This is a genomic window from Neobacillus sp. BF23-41 (assembly GCF_041106275.1).
Genome location: NZ_JBGBPR010000009.1, coordinates 169229 through 182563, shown reverse-complemented (window position 1 = coordinate 182563; position 13335 = coordinate 169229). Strand labels below are relative to the sequence as shown.

General features: G+C 44.1%; 15 protein-coding genes. All 15 read left to right on the top strand.

Going from position 1 to position 13335, the window contains the following annotated elements; genetic code table 11:
• Positions 1-215 precede the first annotated feature (215 nt).
• The 15 genes from AB7942_RS15735 (at position 216) to atpG (ending at position 13248) form a co-directional block, all read left to right on the top strand.
• Positions 216-773: a manganese efflux pump MntP gene (locus AB7942_RS15735; RefSeq protein WP_369447586.1), complete on the top strand. Its 558-nt coding sequence runs from the start codon at positions 216-218 to the stop codon at positions 771-773.
• A gap of 84 nt (positions 774-857) precedes the next feature.
• Positions 858-1295 carry a low molecular weight protein arginine phosphatase gene (locus AB7942_RS15730; protein WP_369447585.1) on the top strand — a complete coding sequence of 146 codons (438 nt, stop codon included), beginning with the start codon at positions 858-860 and terminating at the stop codon, positions 1293-1295.
• Between the two features lie 171 nt (positions 1296-1466).
• Positions 1467-1913, top strand: coding sequence for a ribose 5-phosphate isomerase B (gene rpiB, locus AB7942_RS15725; RefSeq protein WP_088090213.1), 447 nt, complete (start codon positions 1467-1469; stop codon positions 1911-1913).
• 48 nt (positions 1914-1961) lie between these two features.
• The gene (locus AB7942_RS15720) at positions 1962-2528 is read left to right on the top strand and encodes a TIGR01440 family protein (RefSeq protein ID WP_369447584.1); all 567 of its coding nucleotides are present in this window, start codon (positions 1962-1964) and stop codon (positions 2526-2528) included.
• Between the two features lie 268 nt (positions 2529-2796).
• The gene (gene glyA, locus AB7942_RS15715; protein WP_098932381.1) at positions 2797-4038 is read left to right on the top strand and encodes a serine hydroxymethyltransferase; all 1242 of its coding nucleotides are present in this window, start codon (positions 2797-2799) and stop codon (positions 4036-4038) included.
• A 332-nt stretch (positions 4039-4370) separates the two neighbouring features.
• Positions 4371-5000: a uracil phosphoribosyltransferase gene (upp, locus tag AB7942_RS15710; RefSeq protein ID WP_088090210.1), complete on the top strand. Its 630-nt coding sequence runs from the start codon at positions 4371-4373 to the stop codon at positions 4998-5000.
• Positions 5001-5306: 306 nt separating this feature from the next.
• Positions 5307-7586 carry a S8 family serine peptidase gene (locus AB7942_RS15705; RefSeq protein WP_369447583.1) on the top strand — a complete coding sequence of 760 codons (2280 nt, stop codon included), beginning with the start codon at positions 5307-5309 and terminating at the stop codon, positions 7584-7586.
• A gap of 374 nt (positions 7587-7960) precedes the next feature.
• Positions 7961-8185 (top strand): AtpZ/AtpI family protein, encoded by a 225-nt coding sequence (locus tag AB7942_RS15700; protein ID WP_369447582.1) that lies wholly within the window; start codon positions 7961-7963, stop codon positions 8183-8185.
• A 2-nt stretch (positions 8186-8187) separates the two neighbouring features.
• Positions 8188-8562, top strand: coding sequence for an ATP synthase subunit I (locus tag AB7942_RS15695; RefSeq protein ID WP_088090205.1), 375 nt, complete (start codon positions 8188-8190; stop codon positions 8560-8562).
• 22 nt (positions 8563-8584) lie between these two features.
• Positions 8585-9298, top strand: coding sequence for a F0F1 ATP synthase subunit A (gene atpB / locus AB7942_RS15690; protein ID WP_369447581.1), 714 nt, complete (start codon positions 8585-8587; stop codon positions 9296-9298).
• 74 nt (positions 9299-9372) lie between these two features.
• A complete protein-coding gene (gene atpE, locus AB7942_RS15685) occupies positions 9373-9597 on the top strand; it encodes a F0F1 ATP synthase subunit C (RefSeq protein WP_088090203.1) in 225 nt (74 codons plus the stop codon).
• Positions 9598-9696: 99 nt separating this feature from the next.
• Positions 9697-10227 carry a F0F1 ATP synthase subunit B gene (gene atpF, locus AB7942_RS15680; RefSeq protein ID WP_369447580.1) on the top strand — a complete coding sequence of 177 codons (531 nt, stop codon included), beginning with the start codon at positions 9697-9699 and terminating at the stop codon, positions 10225-10227.
• The gene (locus AB7942_RS15675; protein ID WP_335438455.1) at positions 10224-10760 is read left to right on the top strand and encodes a F0F1 ATP synthase subunit delta; all 537 of its coding nucleotides are present in this window, start codon (positions 10224-10226) and stop codon (positions 10758-10760) included. Before atpF ends, AB7942_RS15675 begins: the two co-directional genes overlap by 4 nt.
• Positions 10761-10785: 25 nt before the next feature.
• Positions 10786-12294: a F0F1 ATP synthase subunit alpha gene (gene atpA / locus AB7942_RS15670; RefSeq protein WP_335438454.1), complete on the top strand. Its 1509-nt coding sequence runs from the start codon at positions 10786-10788 to the stop codon at positions 12292-12294.
• A gap of 96 nt (positions 12295-12390) precedes the next feature.
• Positions 12391-13248, top strand: coding sequence for an ATP synthase F1 subunit gamma (atpG, locus tag AB7942_RS15665; RefSeq protein WP_369447579.1), 858 nt, complete (start codon positions 12391-12393; stop codon positions 13246-13248).
• Positions 13249-13335 lie beyond the last annotated feature (87 nt).

The window sequence follows — 13335 nt, the reverse complement described above, 5'->3', positions numbered from 1 at the left end:
TTTTTTTTTTCGGTGTCAGGCACCGATTTTTTTGGTGTCAGGCACCAATTATTTGCGGTCGCAAACACCATTATGTAACAAATTTTGGAATTAGAAACGAGGAAGAAGCGGTATAATAGACGTAAGCGGCCAATATTCCAGTTCCCGAACAGGACTTCTAAATTAGTTTGGACGTGCATATGCTAGGGTAGTTAGTCCAAGGAGGCGGGGTCCGAATGTCTGAAATGGTTGGCGAAATAGTAACTCTTATGTTAATGGCGTTTGCACTAGGGATGGATGCATTTTCAGTCGGACTTGGCATGGGGATGTACAAACTTCGGCTCAAGAAAATTATTAATATTGGCATCATGATCGGTTTGTTCCATGTATGGATGCCACTGCTTGGTTTAATTGCTGGGAAATTTTTATCAGATAAGTTTGGTACCTTTGCGACCTTTATCGGCGGTTTTCTGCTGATTTTACTCGGTGTGCAAATGGTGTGGTCCACCCTCAAAAAGAGCGATGAGAAGGTTATTTCCCCAATTGGGTTCGGCTTGCTGCTCTTTGCCTTGAGTGTGAGTCTTGATAGTTTTTCCGTAGGGCTTACCTTAGGCATTTATGGTGCGAAGACGATTATGGTTATTTTGTGTTTTGGAATCATGGCAACCATCCAAACATGGGCGGGACTGCTGCTTGGCCGCAAGATGCAGGGCTGGGTCGGGTCATATAGTGAGGCACTTGGTGGAGCTATTTTACTTGCCTTTGGCTTAAAGTTGCTCGTTCCCTTCTTTTAACGGGCGGATCGGCCAATCATTTCGAATCCCTAACTTAAATGTGATAAAATAAATTACATAAGATCTTGTAAGGAGGCAAACACATTGCAGCGCATTTTGTTTGTATGTACAGGAAATACGTGCAGGAGTCCAATGGCAGAAGCAATTTTGAAAAATAAAGCAGTCGACACGATCGAAGTGAGGTCGGCAGGCATATATGCTGCGAACGGCAGTGAGGCATCGACACATGCAAAAAGGGTGTTAGAGGACAATGGGATCGTGCACAATCACCGTTCCAGTTTGTTAACGAGTGTTGAGGTCGAATGGGCCAACCTCATCCTAACGATGACATCCTCACATAAGTTGGCCATTCTGCAGCAATACCCTCATGTGAGTCAAAAGGTATATACCTTAAAGGAATACAGCGGGGAAGGCTTCAATCATGATGTCGTCGATCCGTACGGCGGACCGCTCGCCATATACGAAGAAACCTTTCGTGAACTAAATGGATTAATTGATAAAGCGATTGGAAAACTAAAGTAAACGATGCTCTCTTTTCGAAGAGGGCTTTTATTTTTTTATTGAAACTTTATATTTTTGTGGCGGTATGTCAAAATTAATCAGGAAAGCAAAGCCCCTTTTCGTGACGGACACTAGTGGCGAGGAGCTGGGGCTAGTCTGTAAAAGATAAATAGAATGGAGGAGGTTTTTATCATGAAGGTGGCATTAGCATCAGACCATGGCGGAGTGAATCTTCGCAAAGAAATCGCGCAATTACTTAACGAATTGGGAATCGAATTTGAGGATTTTGGCTGTGACTGTGAAACATCGGTTGATTATCCCGATTACGCCCTGCCAGTTGCTGAGAAGGTAGCGAGCGGCGAGTTTGACCGCGGGATTCTGATTTGCGGAACGGGAATTGGCATGAGTATTGCTGCTAACAAGGTGAAAGGGATTCGCTGTGCCTTGGTCCATGATACGTTTAGTGCCAAAGCAACGCGGGCTCATAATGATTCAAACATCATAACAATGGGTGAACGCGTCATTGGCCCTGGCCTGGCTAGAGATATAGCTGAAATCTGGCTGACGGGTGAATTTGAAGGCGGCCGTCATGCGAACCGGATAGGAAAAATTGGTGAATACGAGGATAAGCACCTCTAATTTAGCTCGGGCTGGACTGGAAATCTTTTTTAGTGGAGGTCAAGGCGTATGATTCAAACGTGTGAACAAGAACTGGAAGCGATTTTAACGGAATTCAAAGAGCAGGGTGCGTTAAGACAAGGGCAGCTGTTAGTGGTCGGCTGTAGTACGAGTGAGGTGATTGGGGAGAAAATTGGCACCTCTGGTACGGTTGAAGTGGCGGAAATGATTTACCGCTGTTTGAAAAACCTTCAAGCGGAGACGGGGATCACGCTTGCCTTCCAATGCTGTGAGCATTTAAACCGGGCCTTGGTAGTCGAACGTGTGGTTGCCGAGGAAAGGCGGTTCGATGAAGTGTCGGTTGTCCCTGTCCGTAAAGCAGGCGGGGCGATGGCCACTTACGCGTTTGGAGCAATGGAAGACGCGGTTGTAGTGGAGTTTGTGAAAGCGGATGCCGGGATTGACATCGGCAACACACTCATCGGGATGCACTTAAAACATGTCGCCGTTCCAGTCCGCGTGAAGCAAAAAAGCATCGGACAGGCCCATGTAACACTCGCCAAAGTACGCCCGAAACTGATCGGCGGCGCAAGAGCCGTATACGAACGGAATCAGGAAAACTCGAGCTGCTCTTAATAAACTTTGGTGTCAGGCACCATCATTAAAGTTTTTTATTAGCTGGGAAATTTTGATGTATTATATTAAAACACGAATGTTACTGTGATAAAAATTAATTTCGTTCGGAAATCAAAGTTCTAATATATAAAAATATTCCACATTAGGTAAAAAAATAATTAAAAACCGAAAAATGTTTCCCTTTTATTTTGAGGGTGTTTCATGCTAAAATGAATAAGAATTTTCGAAATTATCTATAGTGACTTACATATTAAGGGGGATTTTTGTCATGAAGCATTTGCCACAAGCCGATGAACAGGTTTTTCAAGCGATTCAAAAAGAATTAGGTCGTCAACGTTCAAAAATCGAATTAATTGCCTCAGAAAACTTTGTAAGTGAAGCAGTCATGGAAGCCCAAGGGTCCGTTTTAACAAACAAATATGCAGAAGGCTATCCTGGCCGACGCTATTATGGCGGCTGTGAATATGTTGATATCGTCGAAGATTTAGCCCGCAACCGCGCAAAGGAAATCTTCGGAGCGGAATACGTGAACGTGCAGCCTCACTCAGGTGCACAAGCTAATATGGCGGTTTACTTCACAGTTCTAGAGCAAGGTGACACCGTGCTTGGCATGAATTTATCCCACGGCGGCCACTTAACACACGGCAGCCCAGTTAACTTCAGTGGTGTTCAATATAACTTTGTTGAATATGGTGTGGACCAAGAAACGCACCGCATCAATTATGATGATGTGCGTGCAAAAGCACTCGAGCACAAGCCGAAAATGATTGTAGCTGGTGCTAGTGCGTACCCTCGCGCGATTGACTTTGCAAAGTTCCGTGAGATTGCCGATGAAGTCGGTGCATACCTCATGGTGGATATGGCGCACATCGCTGGACTCGTTGCGACAGGATTGCATCAAAACCCAGTACCGTACGCTGATTTTGTTACAACAACTACGCATAAAACATTACGCGGTCCACGCGGCGGGATGATCCTTTGCAAAGAGGAATTCGGCAAGAAAATTGATAAATCGATCTTCCCTGGAATTCAGGGCGGTCCACTTATGCATGTCATTGCTGCGAAAGCTGTTGCGTTTGGCGAAGCATTACAGGACAGCTTCAAAGAATATGCTGGTCAGATTATCACGAATGCCCAGCGCTTAGCTGAAAGTCTTCAAAAGGAAGGCTTGAAGTTAGTATCCGGCGGAACGGACAACCACCTCTTGTTAGTGGATGTAACGACGCTTGGATTAACTGGCAAGGTTGCTGAAAAGGTCCTTGATGAGGTTGGCATCACGGTTAACAAAAACACGATTCCATTTGATCAACAAAGTCCGTTTGTAACAAGCGGTATCCGCATCGGCACGGCAGCAGTGACAAGCCGTGGTTTTGTTGAAGCGGATATGGACGAGATCGCTTCAATTATCGCGTTTACCTTGAAAAACCATGAAGATGCGGCGAAACTTGAAGAAGCGCAAGGTCGTGTCGAAGCATTAACAAGCAAATTTACTCTTTATCCAGAATATTAATAAGAAAAGCGCAAGCGCCCTGTTCAGCGGCGTATGGCCTGGAGCGCTCCAACTGAGATAAAGGAAACACGAAGAGCCGAAGGTGATTCGATGTTGACTTATCGTAGGGTGGAGAGCGAAGGACACTAGCCGCTAGGGCGCTGGAGCTAGACAGTTGTCTATGTTTAAAAACTAATACTTTCTTATTTTTGCAACAGAGAATCGGCCTATCGTAGGCCGATTTTTTTTGAAAAATCTAACTAGTTGAAAGTGCTGATTTCTATTTGCTCATTGCCTTATTTTTCTGTAAAATGAGACGAAGTGTTTATTATTTAAAATAAGGAGCGATGATTATGGCCAAGGTATTCGTTTTCGACCATCCACTCATTCAACATAAACTAACTTACATACGTGATAAAAACACAGGAACAAAGGAGTTCCGCGAGCTTGTCGATGAAGTCGCGACGCTGATGGCGTTTGAAATTACCAGAGATATGCAGCTTGAGGATATCGATATCGAAACACCTGTTTGTCCAGCGAAATCTAAGGTTCTATCCGGTAAGAAAATCGGGATTGTGCCCATTTTGCGTGCAGGAATCGGAATGGTTGATGGCATCCTAAAATTAATCCCAGCTGCGAAAGTGGGCCATATCGGTTTATACCGCGACCCTGAAACATTGCTGCCGGTTGAGTATTATATTAAGCTGCCAAGTGATGTAGAAGAGCGTGATTTCATTGTGGTTGATCCGATGCTCGCAACAGGCGGTTCGGCGATTGAAGCAATTCGCTCCTTGAAGAAGCGCGGCGCGAAACATATCAAATTTATGTGTTTAATTGCGGCACCAGAAGGCGTGGAAGCAGTAAAGTCAGCCCACCCGGACGTGGACATCTATATTGCTGCATTAGATGAGAAATTAAATGACCACGGCTACATCGTCCCAGGCCTTGGTGATGCAGGAGATCGGTTGTTTGGAACGAAATAAGATACCGTTTGAAAAAAAGTCGAGATTACTCGGCTTTTTTTTGTTGGTTTTATTAAAAATAGGTCATTGTATTTTGAAAAAATAATGAGATTGGGAGCCTGAATTGTTTTTTGGGAAATAAAAAATCGGTTTTGGAACTCCAATTATTTTTCTTAAATAAGAGAAAATCCATACTGGAACCAATTTATTTTTTGTGCCCGCTCGATGAAAAGGAAATCAACGCATACCCGATTCCCGTTTCCCAAAATAGTCGTGCATACTTTCGCCCCTCTAAGAAAACGATATGGAAAAAGGGGAAATCTATCGATGAAACTTCTACTCGCGTTACTGCTAGCTTTTCAAACTCCGAAAATACTCATCCATCCCTCGATCACCAAAAGCACGCAGGAGACAACCGCCATTATAATCCTGGACAAACCACACACCGATCAGGAAATCCAGCAACTCATGAAACCTTATAAAGGCGTTAAGCTGCGCCGTGTTTTCCACCACGCGCTAGATGGATTCTCGGTCGAAGGAAGTGCAGAAACACTTGCCGAAATCGGCCGCAGCCATAAACAAATCAAAAACATCTCGCCGGTTATTACCTACCAAGCCGAAACCGAGGAAAGCGTCAAAATTATTGGTGGGGAAGAAGTCCGCAGTTTTTTTGATAAAAAAAATGAACGGCTGACGGGAAAGGGGGTAACGGTCGGGGTCATTGATACGGGCGTCGATTACACCCATCCCGACCTCAAGCGCAATTATGCAGGAGGCCGGGACTTGGTTGACAACGACCGCGATCCGATGGAAACGCTGGCGCTCGGGAAGGCGACGATCCACGGAACCCATGTGGCCGGTATTATTGCAGCCAATGGAAAAATAAAAGGCGTTTCCCCGGAGGCAAAAATTGTGGCGTACCGCGCGCTTGGGCCGGGCGGGGGCGGGACCACCGAGCAAGTGCTCGCGGCGATTGACCAGGCGATTAAGGATAAAGTGGATGTCGTCAATCTTTCGCTCGGAAATGATATCAACGGGCCCGACCTGCCAATCAGCCTCGCTCTCAACCGCGCCGTCGATCGGGGAATCGTTGCCGTGGCGGCATCTGGTAATTCCGGGCCAAATGTTTGGAGTGTTGGCTCACCTGGAACCGCCTCCAAAGCGATATCGGTAGGTGCATCGACCCCAACTTTGGAGACACCCTATCTATTAATAGAAGGAAGTCGGGATAAATTCCAGATTGAACCGCTCGAAGGCTCAGCCAAGTGGTCGCTCGACCGCTCCGCTGACATTGTCGATGGTGGCATCGGCAGACCAGACGAATTGAAAAATGTCGATGGGAAAATTGCCCTCATCAAAAGAGGGATCTTAACTTTTTCAAAGAAAGCGGAAAATGCGAAGCGGGCAGGGGCAAAAGCGGTGCTCATCTACAACAATATGACCGGCGGCCGTTTCATGGGAAACCTCGATACGCAAATGTCGATCCCAGTCGGGGCCATCTCGAAGGAAGATGGGGTTATTTTACAAAAAGCCTTAAAAAAACAAATCACCTCGGCACGGGTCACGGTCAGCGAGGATTCGGACCGGCTCGCTGACTTTAGCTCGCGGGGCCCGGTGACGGGGACCTGGGAAATCAAACCGGATATTGTTGCGCCCGGAGTAGCGATTAATTCGACGATTCCAGGCGGCTATTTATCACTCCAAGGGACGAGTATGGCTGCGCCGCACGTCGCTGGGGCCTGTGCATTAATTAAGCAGGCCCATCCGGACTGGACACCCGAACAAATCAAAGCGTCCCTGATGAACACGGCAAAACCGCTCTCAAAGTCTAACAGCGTTGACCGTACGGCGACCATTCCAAACGGAGCTGGGCGTCGGACCGCCGCCAACACTGGCCGAACTCTTGGTGCACAGAGGGTACCCGCCTACTACCGCACCTTTGAACAGGGGGCAGGCAGAATCCAGGTCGACGAAGCGATCCAAGCCACCACACTCGTTACACCAAGCAGTATCCGGTTTGGGAAATTTACGGAACAGAGTGACGTCCATAAAGCCTTTCTGCATGTCGAAAATACAAGCCAGCAAGACCAGCGTTATTCGTTTGATATCCCGCCGTATGTCGATGGACTGGAATGGCGGCTGCCGCTTTCGTTTACGCTCGAACCTCAGCAGACAAAGGACATAACGGTCGAGTTAACGGTTGACCCGCAGGTGTTTAAAGGGAAAATTCACGACGGGTACCTCCGCTTGCAGGCGGGCGGTGCATCAGTTCGCATTCCCTATCTCTATGTTTTAGAGGAACCCGACTATCCACGGGTCATGGGCTTTGATTTTGCCGAAGGAGACAAACCAGGACAGTACCGCTATGAGGTGTATTTGCCGGGCGGGGCGGAGGAATTTGGGATTGCCTTGTTTAACCCGGAGGATTATCGTTTTGTCGGCTATTTAGATACGATTACCAATGTGAAAAAGGGACTTATTCGCAAGGACATCTCAGACGACCAGCTTCCAGCAGATGGGATCTATTTAATAAAGGTTTTTGCCAAAAAGGCCAGTAAAGAGGATCATATTGAACGGATGATCACGATTGAGAGGAAAGAAGACTAAATAGTAATTTTAAGAAAAGACCTTGTCCACACCAAGACATGGTCCTTTTAACAAAATCATAATAAAAGTTCATAATATTGTACCATTAGTATAATTCTAATTGTTCACAAAATAGACACAAAATGAACAAAATTCCTTCACAATTTACTCTACAATAAGATTGTTGAGTAAATTCCAAATTGGAAAATACTACAGGAAATACTTTGTGGCATAATTCACGTAATTTCATTGACTTTGACATGGTGCTATTGTATGCTAACTAAGGGTGTAAATGATAGGGTTTTCATGTAAATAAATCTATCTAAGGATAGTATATAGGTCATGGATTTTACTTTTTGCCCGATTGACATTCTCTCAGAGTGAGGATGTGTTATATGAGTAAAAACAACCGCAAACCATTACAAGCTATGGCTTTAATGTCCGCAATTGTCTCCCAATTAGTAGGTTCCATTCTAATAGGTATTTTCTCAGGCAGATGGCTGGATCAGCATTGGGGTACCGAACCAATTTTCTTAATAATCGGTCTGCTTATAGGTCTTGGAGCGGGTACCTATTCCATGCTACTTTCAATCCGCCATTTCTATTCAGGAGATAAATAACTATGCCAGATTTCAGAGTAATGTTCAACAGGCAGCGCAAATGGATTTTTTACTTGTTGTCCATTTATGTTCTAGGCTGGGGCTTCACCTCGTACCAAACCATATTTCTAGGGCTGATTCTTGGGACATGCTTTAGTTATCTAAATCTTTGGATACTAGTTAGAAAGACGGAGAGCTTTGATAAAAAGGTAACAGAGGGCAAAAAACCCAAGTCATTAGGTTCGCTCTCGAGGATGGCTGTGGCGGGAATTGCTGCGTTAATCGCATTAAGATACCCAGAGCAATTCGATATGATTAGTTTAGTGATAGGATTAATGACATCCTATATTGTCATTATGATAGATTATTTTTACCATGCATTGCATGTACATAAATGAAGCGGAAGCGAGGTGAGTTTACATGCATCATGAGGTTCCAGAGTTTAAATTTATGGGCCTTTGGTTTAACGGCGCAAATATGCTGATGATCACAGTAGCAAGTCTAATTGTTTTCCTAATTGCTGTCCTTTCCACACGAAAGCTGGCAATGAAACCTACAGGGATGCAAAACTTTTTTGAATGGGTAATGGACTTTGTGAAAGGGATCATCAACAGCACGATGGATTGGAAAGAAGGCGGAAGGTTCCACATCCTTGGAATTACATTAATTATGTATATTTTTGTATCCAATATGTTAGGTCTTCCATTTGCGATTGTGGTGGATGAAAAGCTTTGGTGGAAATCACCAACGGCCGATCCAATCATCACTTTAACACTAGCAGTTATGGTATTGGCACTATCCCATTATTATGGCGTCAAGCTAAAAGGTGTCAAAGGCTATGCAGAAGGTTTCTTCAGTCCAATGAAATTCTTATTCCCATTGAAGATCATTGAAGAATTTGCCAATACGCTGACTCTTGGTCTGCGTCTATATGGTAACATTTACGCGGGTGAGTTGCTTCTATCACTATTAGCAACAGGCTTAGCACATCAAGGAATAGTTGGTACCATTGCAGCTGTCCCACTAACATTGGTATGGCAAGGGTTCTCTATTTTCGTTGGTACGATTCAAGCTTATATTTTCACAATGTTAACAATGGTTTACTTGGCTCATAAAGTGAGTCACGACCATTAATAATACACCGTTCATTTTCATGAACAAAATAAAAAATTAATTGATGTTTTATACATTTAAGGAGGAAAAAAGTAATGACAGGATCAATTGGTGTTTTAGCAGCAGCAATCGCAATCGGTTTAGCAGCAGTAGGTGCAGGTATTGGTAACGGTCTTATCGTAGGACGTACAGTAGAAGGTATCGCTCGTCAACCTGAACATCGTGGTTTGCTTCAAACAACTATGTTTATCGGGGTTGCGTTAGTAGAAGCATTACCGATTATCGGTGTAGTTATCGCGTTCATGGTATTAAACCGATAATAGTAGGAAAATTCAAGATGGCGATGATCAACAAATCCTCGCCATTCATTTATGTGTTTTTACTATCGTTAAGCAACTCTTGAAAGGAGTGAACCGAGGGTGTTAACAAACAGTTTAGTATTAGCCACTGCTGCTGAAGGCGGCGGCCACATTAATACTGGGGATATTTTCTTCCAGCTTATCGTTTTTCTTGTATTGTTAGCCTTGCTCAAAAAGTTTGCATGGGGTCCATTAATGGGCATTATGAAGACGCGTGAAGAGCATATTGGTAGTGAAATTAGTGCGGCAGAAAACAGCCGTTTAGAAGCAGAAAAGATTTTACAAGAACAAAGAAATCTTTTAAAAGAAGCACGTAATGATGCGCAAAACTTAATCGAAAATGCCAAAAAGCAAGGTGAACTTCAACGTGAAGAAATCGTTGCGGCATCTCGTACAGAAGCTGAACGCATCAAAGAAGCAGCAAAGCTTGAAATTGAGCAGCAAAAAGAAAAAGCTGTTGCCGCTATTCGCGAACAGGTTGCCTCTCTATCTGTATTAATTGCTTCTAAAGTAATTGAAAAAGAATTAACTGCAGCAGATCAGGAGCAGCTCATTAACGAATATATTAAAGAGGCAGGAGAAGAGCGATGAGTAACTCAATGGTAGCAAAACGCTACGCGTTGGCTCTTTTCCAAATTGCGAAAGAAACTCAAACGCTCGGAGTTATTGAAGAAGAACTTCGTGTAGTGAAGGAAGTTGTACAATACAATCCTGAATTAAAAAATATCTTAAATTCTTCAAAGCTTTCAATTGTGGAGAAAAAAGAGATCATTAAGGCTGCTTTCACAACAGTTAATGTAAATGTATTAAATACCATGTTGATCTTAATCGACCGCCACCGTGAAGACCAAATCGTTGACGTGGCAAATGAATTTTTAGAGCTGGCAAATGATGAGATGGGCATTGCCGAAGCGCAAGTGTACAGCACCCGTGAATTAACGGATGCGGAACGCGAAGCAATCTCGTCTGTATTTGCAGCAAAAGTGGGCAAAAAGTCCCTAAAAATTGAAAATATCGTAGATTCCAATCTGCTTGGCGGTATCCGCCTTCGCATTGGAAATCGTATATATGACGGGTCATTAAGAGGAAAACTCGATCGTTTAGAACGTAAATTGTTAAGTTAGATTCGAAAGATTAGGGGTGAAACTCATGAGCATCAAAGCTGAAGAAATTAGTGCCCTGATAAAAAAGCAAATTGAAAACTATCAGGCGGAAATTCAAGTGACTGATGTCGGTACAGTTATCTCAATCGGTGACGGTATCGCACGTGTTCATGGCCTCGACAATGTCATGGCTGGAGAACTTGTTGAATTTTCAAACGGCGTTATGGGTATGGCACAAAACCTTGAAGCAAATAACGTTGGTATTATCATTCTCGGACCTTTCACTGAAATCAAAGAAGGTGACGAGGTTCGCCGTACAGGACGCATCATGGAGGTTCCAGTTGGTGAGGAACTAATCGGACGCGTTGTTAACTCACTTGGACAACCAGTTGATGGTATGGGTCCAATCAATACAACAAAAACACGCCCAGTAGAAGCAGTTGCTCCAGGCGTTATGGCTCGTAAATCCGTTCATGAGCCATTACAAACAGGTATCAAAGCGATTGACGCTCTAGTGCCAATCGGACGTGGTCAACGTGAGTTAGTCATTGGTGACCGTCAAACAGGTAAAACATCTGTTGCGATTGATACCATTATCAATCAAAAAGGTCAAAACATGGTGTGTATCTATGTTGCGATCGGACAAAAAGAATCAACCGTTCGTAACGCGGTTGAAACGCTTCGTAAATACGGTGCGCTAGAATACTCAATCGTTGTAACTGCATCTGCATCACAACCGGCTCCATTGCTTTACTTAGCACCATATACAGGAGTTTCAATGGCTGAAGAGTTTATGTATGCTGGCAAACACGTATTGATCGTATATGATGATCTTTCTAAACAAGCAGCTGCCTACCGTGAGCTTTCCTTGCTGCTTCGTCGTCCTCCAGGTCGGGAAGCTTATCCAGGGGATGTTTTCTACTTGCACAGCCGCTTACTAGAGCGTGCCGCAAAAATTAACGATACACTTGGTGCTGGTTCAATCACTGCGCTTCCGTTCATTGAAACGCAAGCAGGGGACGTTTCAGCGTATATCCCAACAAACGTTATCTCAATTACTGATGGACAAATTTTCTTACAATCTGACTTATTCTTCTCCGGTGTTCGTCCGGCGATCAACGCTGGTCTTTCCGTATCACGTGTAGGTGGATCTGCACAAATCAAGGCGATGAAAAAGGTATCTGGTACACTAAGACTTGACCTTGCATCATACCGTGAATTAGAAGCATTTGCTCAGTTTGGATCAGACTTAGATAAAGCGACCCAAGCGAAACTTAATCGTGGTGCACGTACGGTTGAAGTTCTGAAACAAGATCTTCACAAGCCACTTTCAGTTGAAAAGCAAGTTGCAATCCTTTACGCATTAACACGCGGTTTCCTTGATGATATTCCATTAGAGGATGTCCGTCGTTTTGAATCAGAATACCTTAATTGGTTAGACCACAACCGCAAAGAGTTGTTAGACCATATTACAAAAACGAAGGATCTTCCTTCTGATGACGATATGGCTTCTGCAATCAACGCCTTCAAAAAGACGTTTGCAGTTTCCGAATAATAGGGTCTGACATTTAGAACGGTGAGAGTGTGCGGCCCCGTGAGGCGTGCCGCACGTCCTTGCCAGACATTCTTTGAAAAAGGGTGGTGAGAACCTATGGCTTCATTACGTGAGATAAAAACTCGTATTAATTCAACCAAAAAGACGAGTCAAATAACCAAAGCAATGGAAATGACCTCTGCTGCAAAGTGGAATCGTGCCGTCGTCAATGCGAAAGCATTTGTACCTTATATGGAAAAAATCCAAGAAGTAACGGCATCGATTGCAATTGGCTCAGGCGGAGTAAATCATCCCATGCTGACCAGTCGACCTGTTAAGAAAACCGGTTATATTGTTATGACTTCTGACAGCGGACTTGCTGGCGGTTTTAACAGCAACGTTCTCCGTCATGTTTATCAAACAATTCAAAGCCGTCATAAATCGAATGATGAATTCGCGATCATTGCAATCGGAAGAATGGCACGTGACTTTTTTGTCAAACGCGGCATGAATGTGGTCCTTGAATCAATTGGGATTCCAGCTCAGCCTAACTTTTCTGACATTCAAGACATTACCCGAGCAACGGTTGGAATGTTTACCGATGGAACTTTCGATGAATTATATGTCTATTACAGTCATTATGTAAGTGCCATTTCACAGGAAGTACAGGAGAAGAAGCTCCTTCCGTTATCGGACTTAGCCACTTCAAACAAACTCATTTCCTATGAATTTGAGCCGTCTGCTGAAGAAATATTAGAAGTTCTCCTGCCTCAATATGCTGAAAGTTTGATCTACGGAGCACTCTTAGACAGCAAAGCGAGTGAGCATGCTGCTCGGATGACGGCAATGAGAAATGCAACTGATAATGCTAAAGAACTAATTAATCACTATACACTAGTTTTCAACCGTGCCCGTCAAGCAGCGATCACCCAAGAAATCACGGAAATCGTCGGCGGTGCGGCAGCACTTGAATAAAACCTTTATTTTAAAAATGAACCCGATGTAGCGGGTTTGACTAGATTTTGAGCAGGGAACGCTATGTCCGTTCCCACTCATTTTGTT

Bases quoted from the DNA above. Each gene is read 5' to 3' on its own strand.
- AB7942_RS15735 (WP_369447586.1), top strand. From the start codon at position 216: ATGTCTGAAATGGTTGGCGAAATAGTAACTCTTATGTTAATGGCGTTT.
- rpiB (WP_088090213.1), top strand. From the start codon at position 1,467: ATGAAGGTGGCATTAGCATCAGACCATGGCGGAGTGAATCTTCGCAAA.
- AB7942_RS15720 (WP_369447584.1), top strand. From the start codon at position 1,962: ATGATTCAAACGTGTGAACAAGAACTGGAAGCGATTTTAACGGAATTC.
- glyA (WP_098932381.1), top strand. From the start codon at position 2,797: ATGAAGCATTTGCCACAAGCCGATGAACAGGTTTTTCAAGCGATTCAA.
- upp (WP_088090210.1), top strand. From the start codon at position 4,371: ATGGCCAAGGTATTCGTTTTCGACCATCCACTCATTCAACATAAACTA.
- AB7942_RS15705 (WP_369447583.1), top strand. From the start codon at position 5,307: ATGAAACTTCTACTCGCGTTACTGCTAGCTTTTCAAACTCCGAAAATA.
- AB7942_RS15700 (WP_369447582.1), top strand. From the start codon at position 7,961: ATGAGTAAAAACAACCGCAAACCATTACAAGCTATGGCTTTAATGTCC.
- AB7942_RS15695 (WP_088090205.1), top strand. From the start codon at position 8,188: ATGCCAGATTTCAGAGTAATGTTCAACAGGCAGCGCAAATGGATTTTT.
- atpB (WP_369447581.1), top strand. From the start codon at position 8,585: ATGCATCATGAGGTTCCAGAGTTTAAATTTATGGGCCTTTGGTTTAAC.
- atpE (WP_088090203.1), top strand. From the start codon at position 9,373: ATGACAGGATCAATTGGTGTTTTAGCAGCAGCAATCGCAATCGGTTTA.
- AB7942_RS15675 (WP_335438455.1), top strand. From the start codon at position 10,224: ATGAGTAACTCAATGGTAGCAAAACGCTACGCGTTGGCTCTTTTCCAA.
- atpA (WP_335438454.1), top strand. From the start codon at position 10,786: ATGAGCATCAAAGCTGAAGAAATTAGTGCCCTGATAAAAAAGCAAATT.
- atpG (WP_369447579.1), top strand. From the start codon at position 12,391: ATGGCTTCATTACGTGAGATAAAAACTCGTATTAATTCAACCAAAAAG.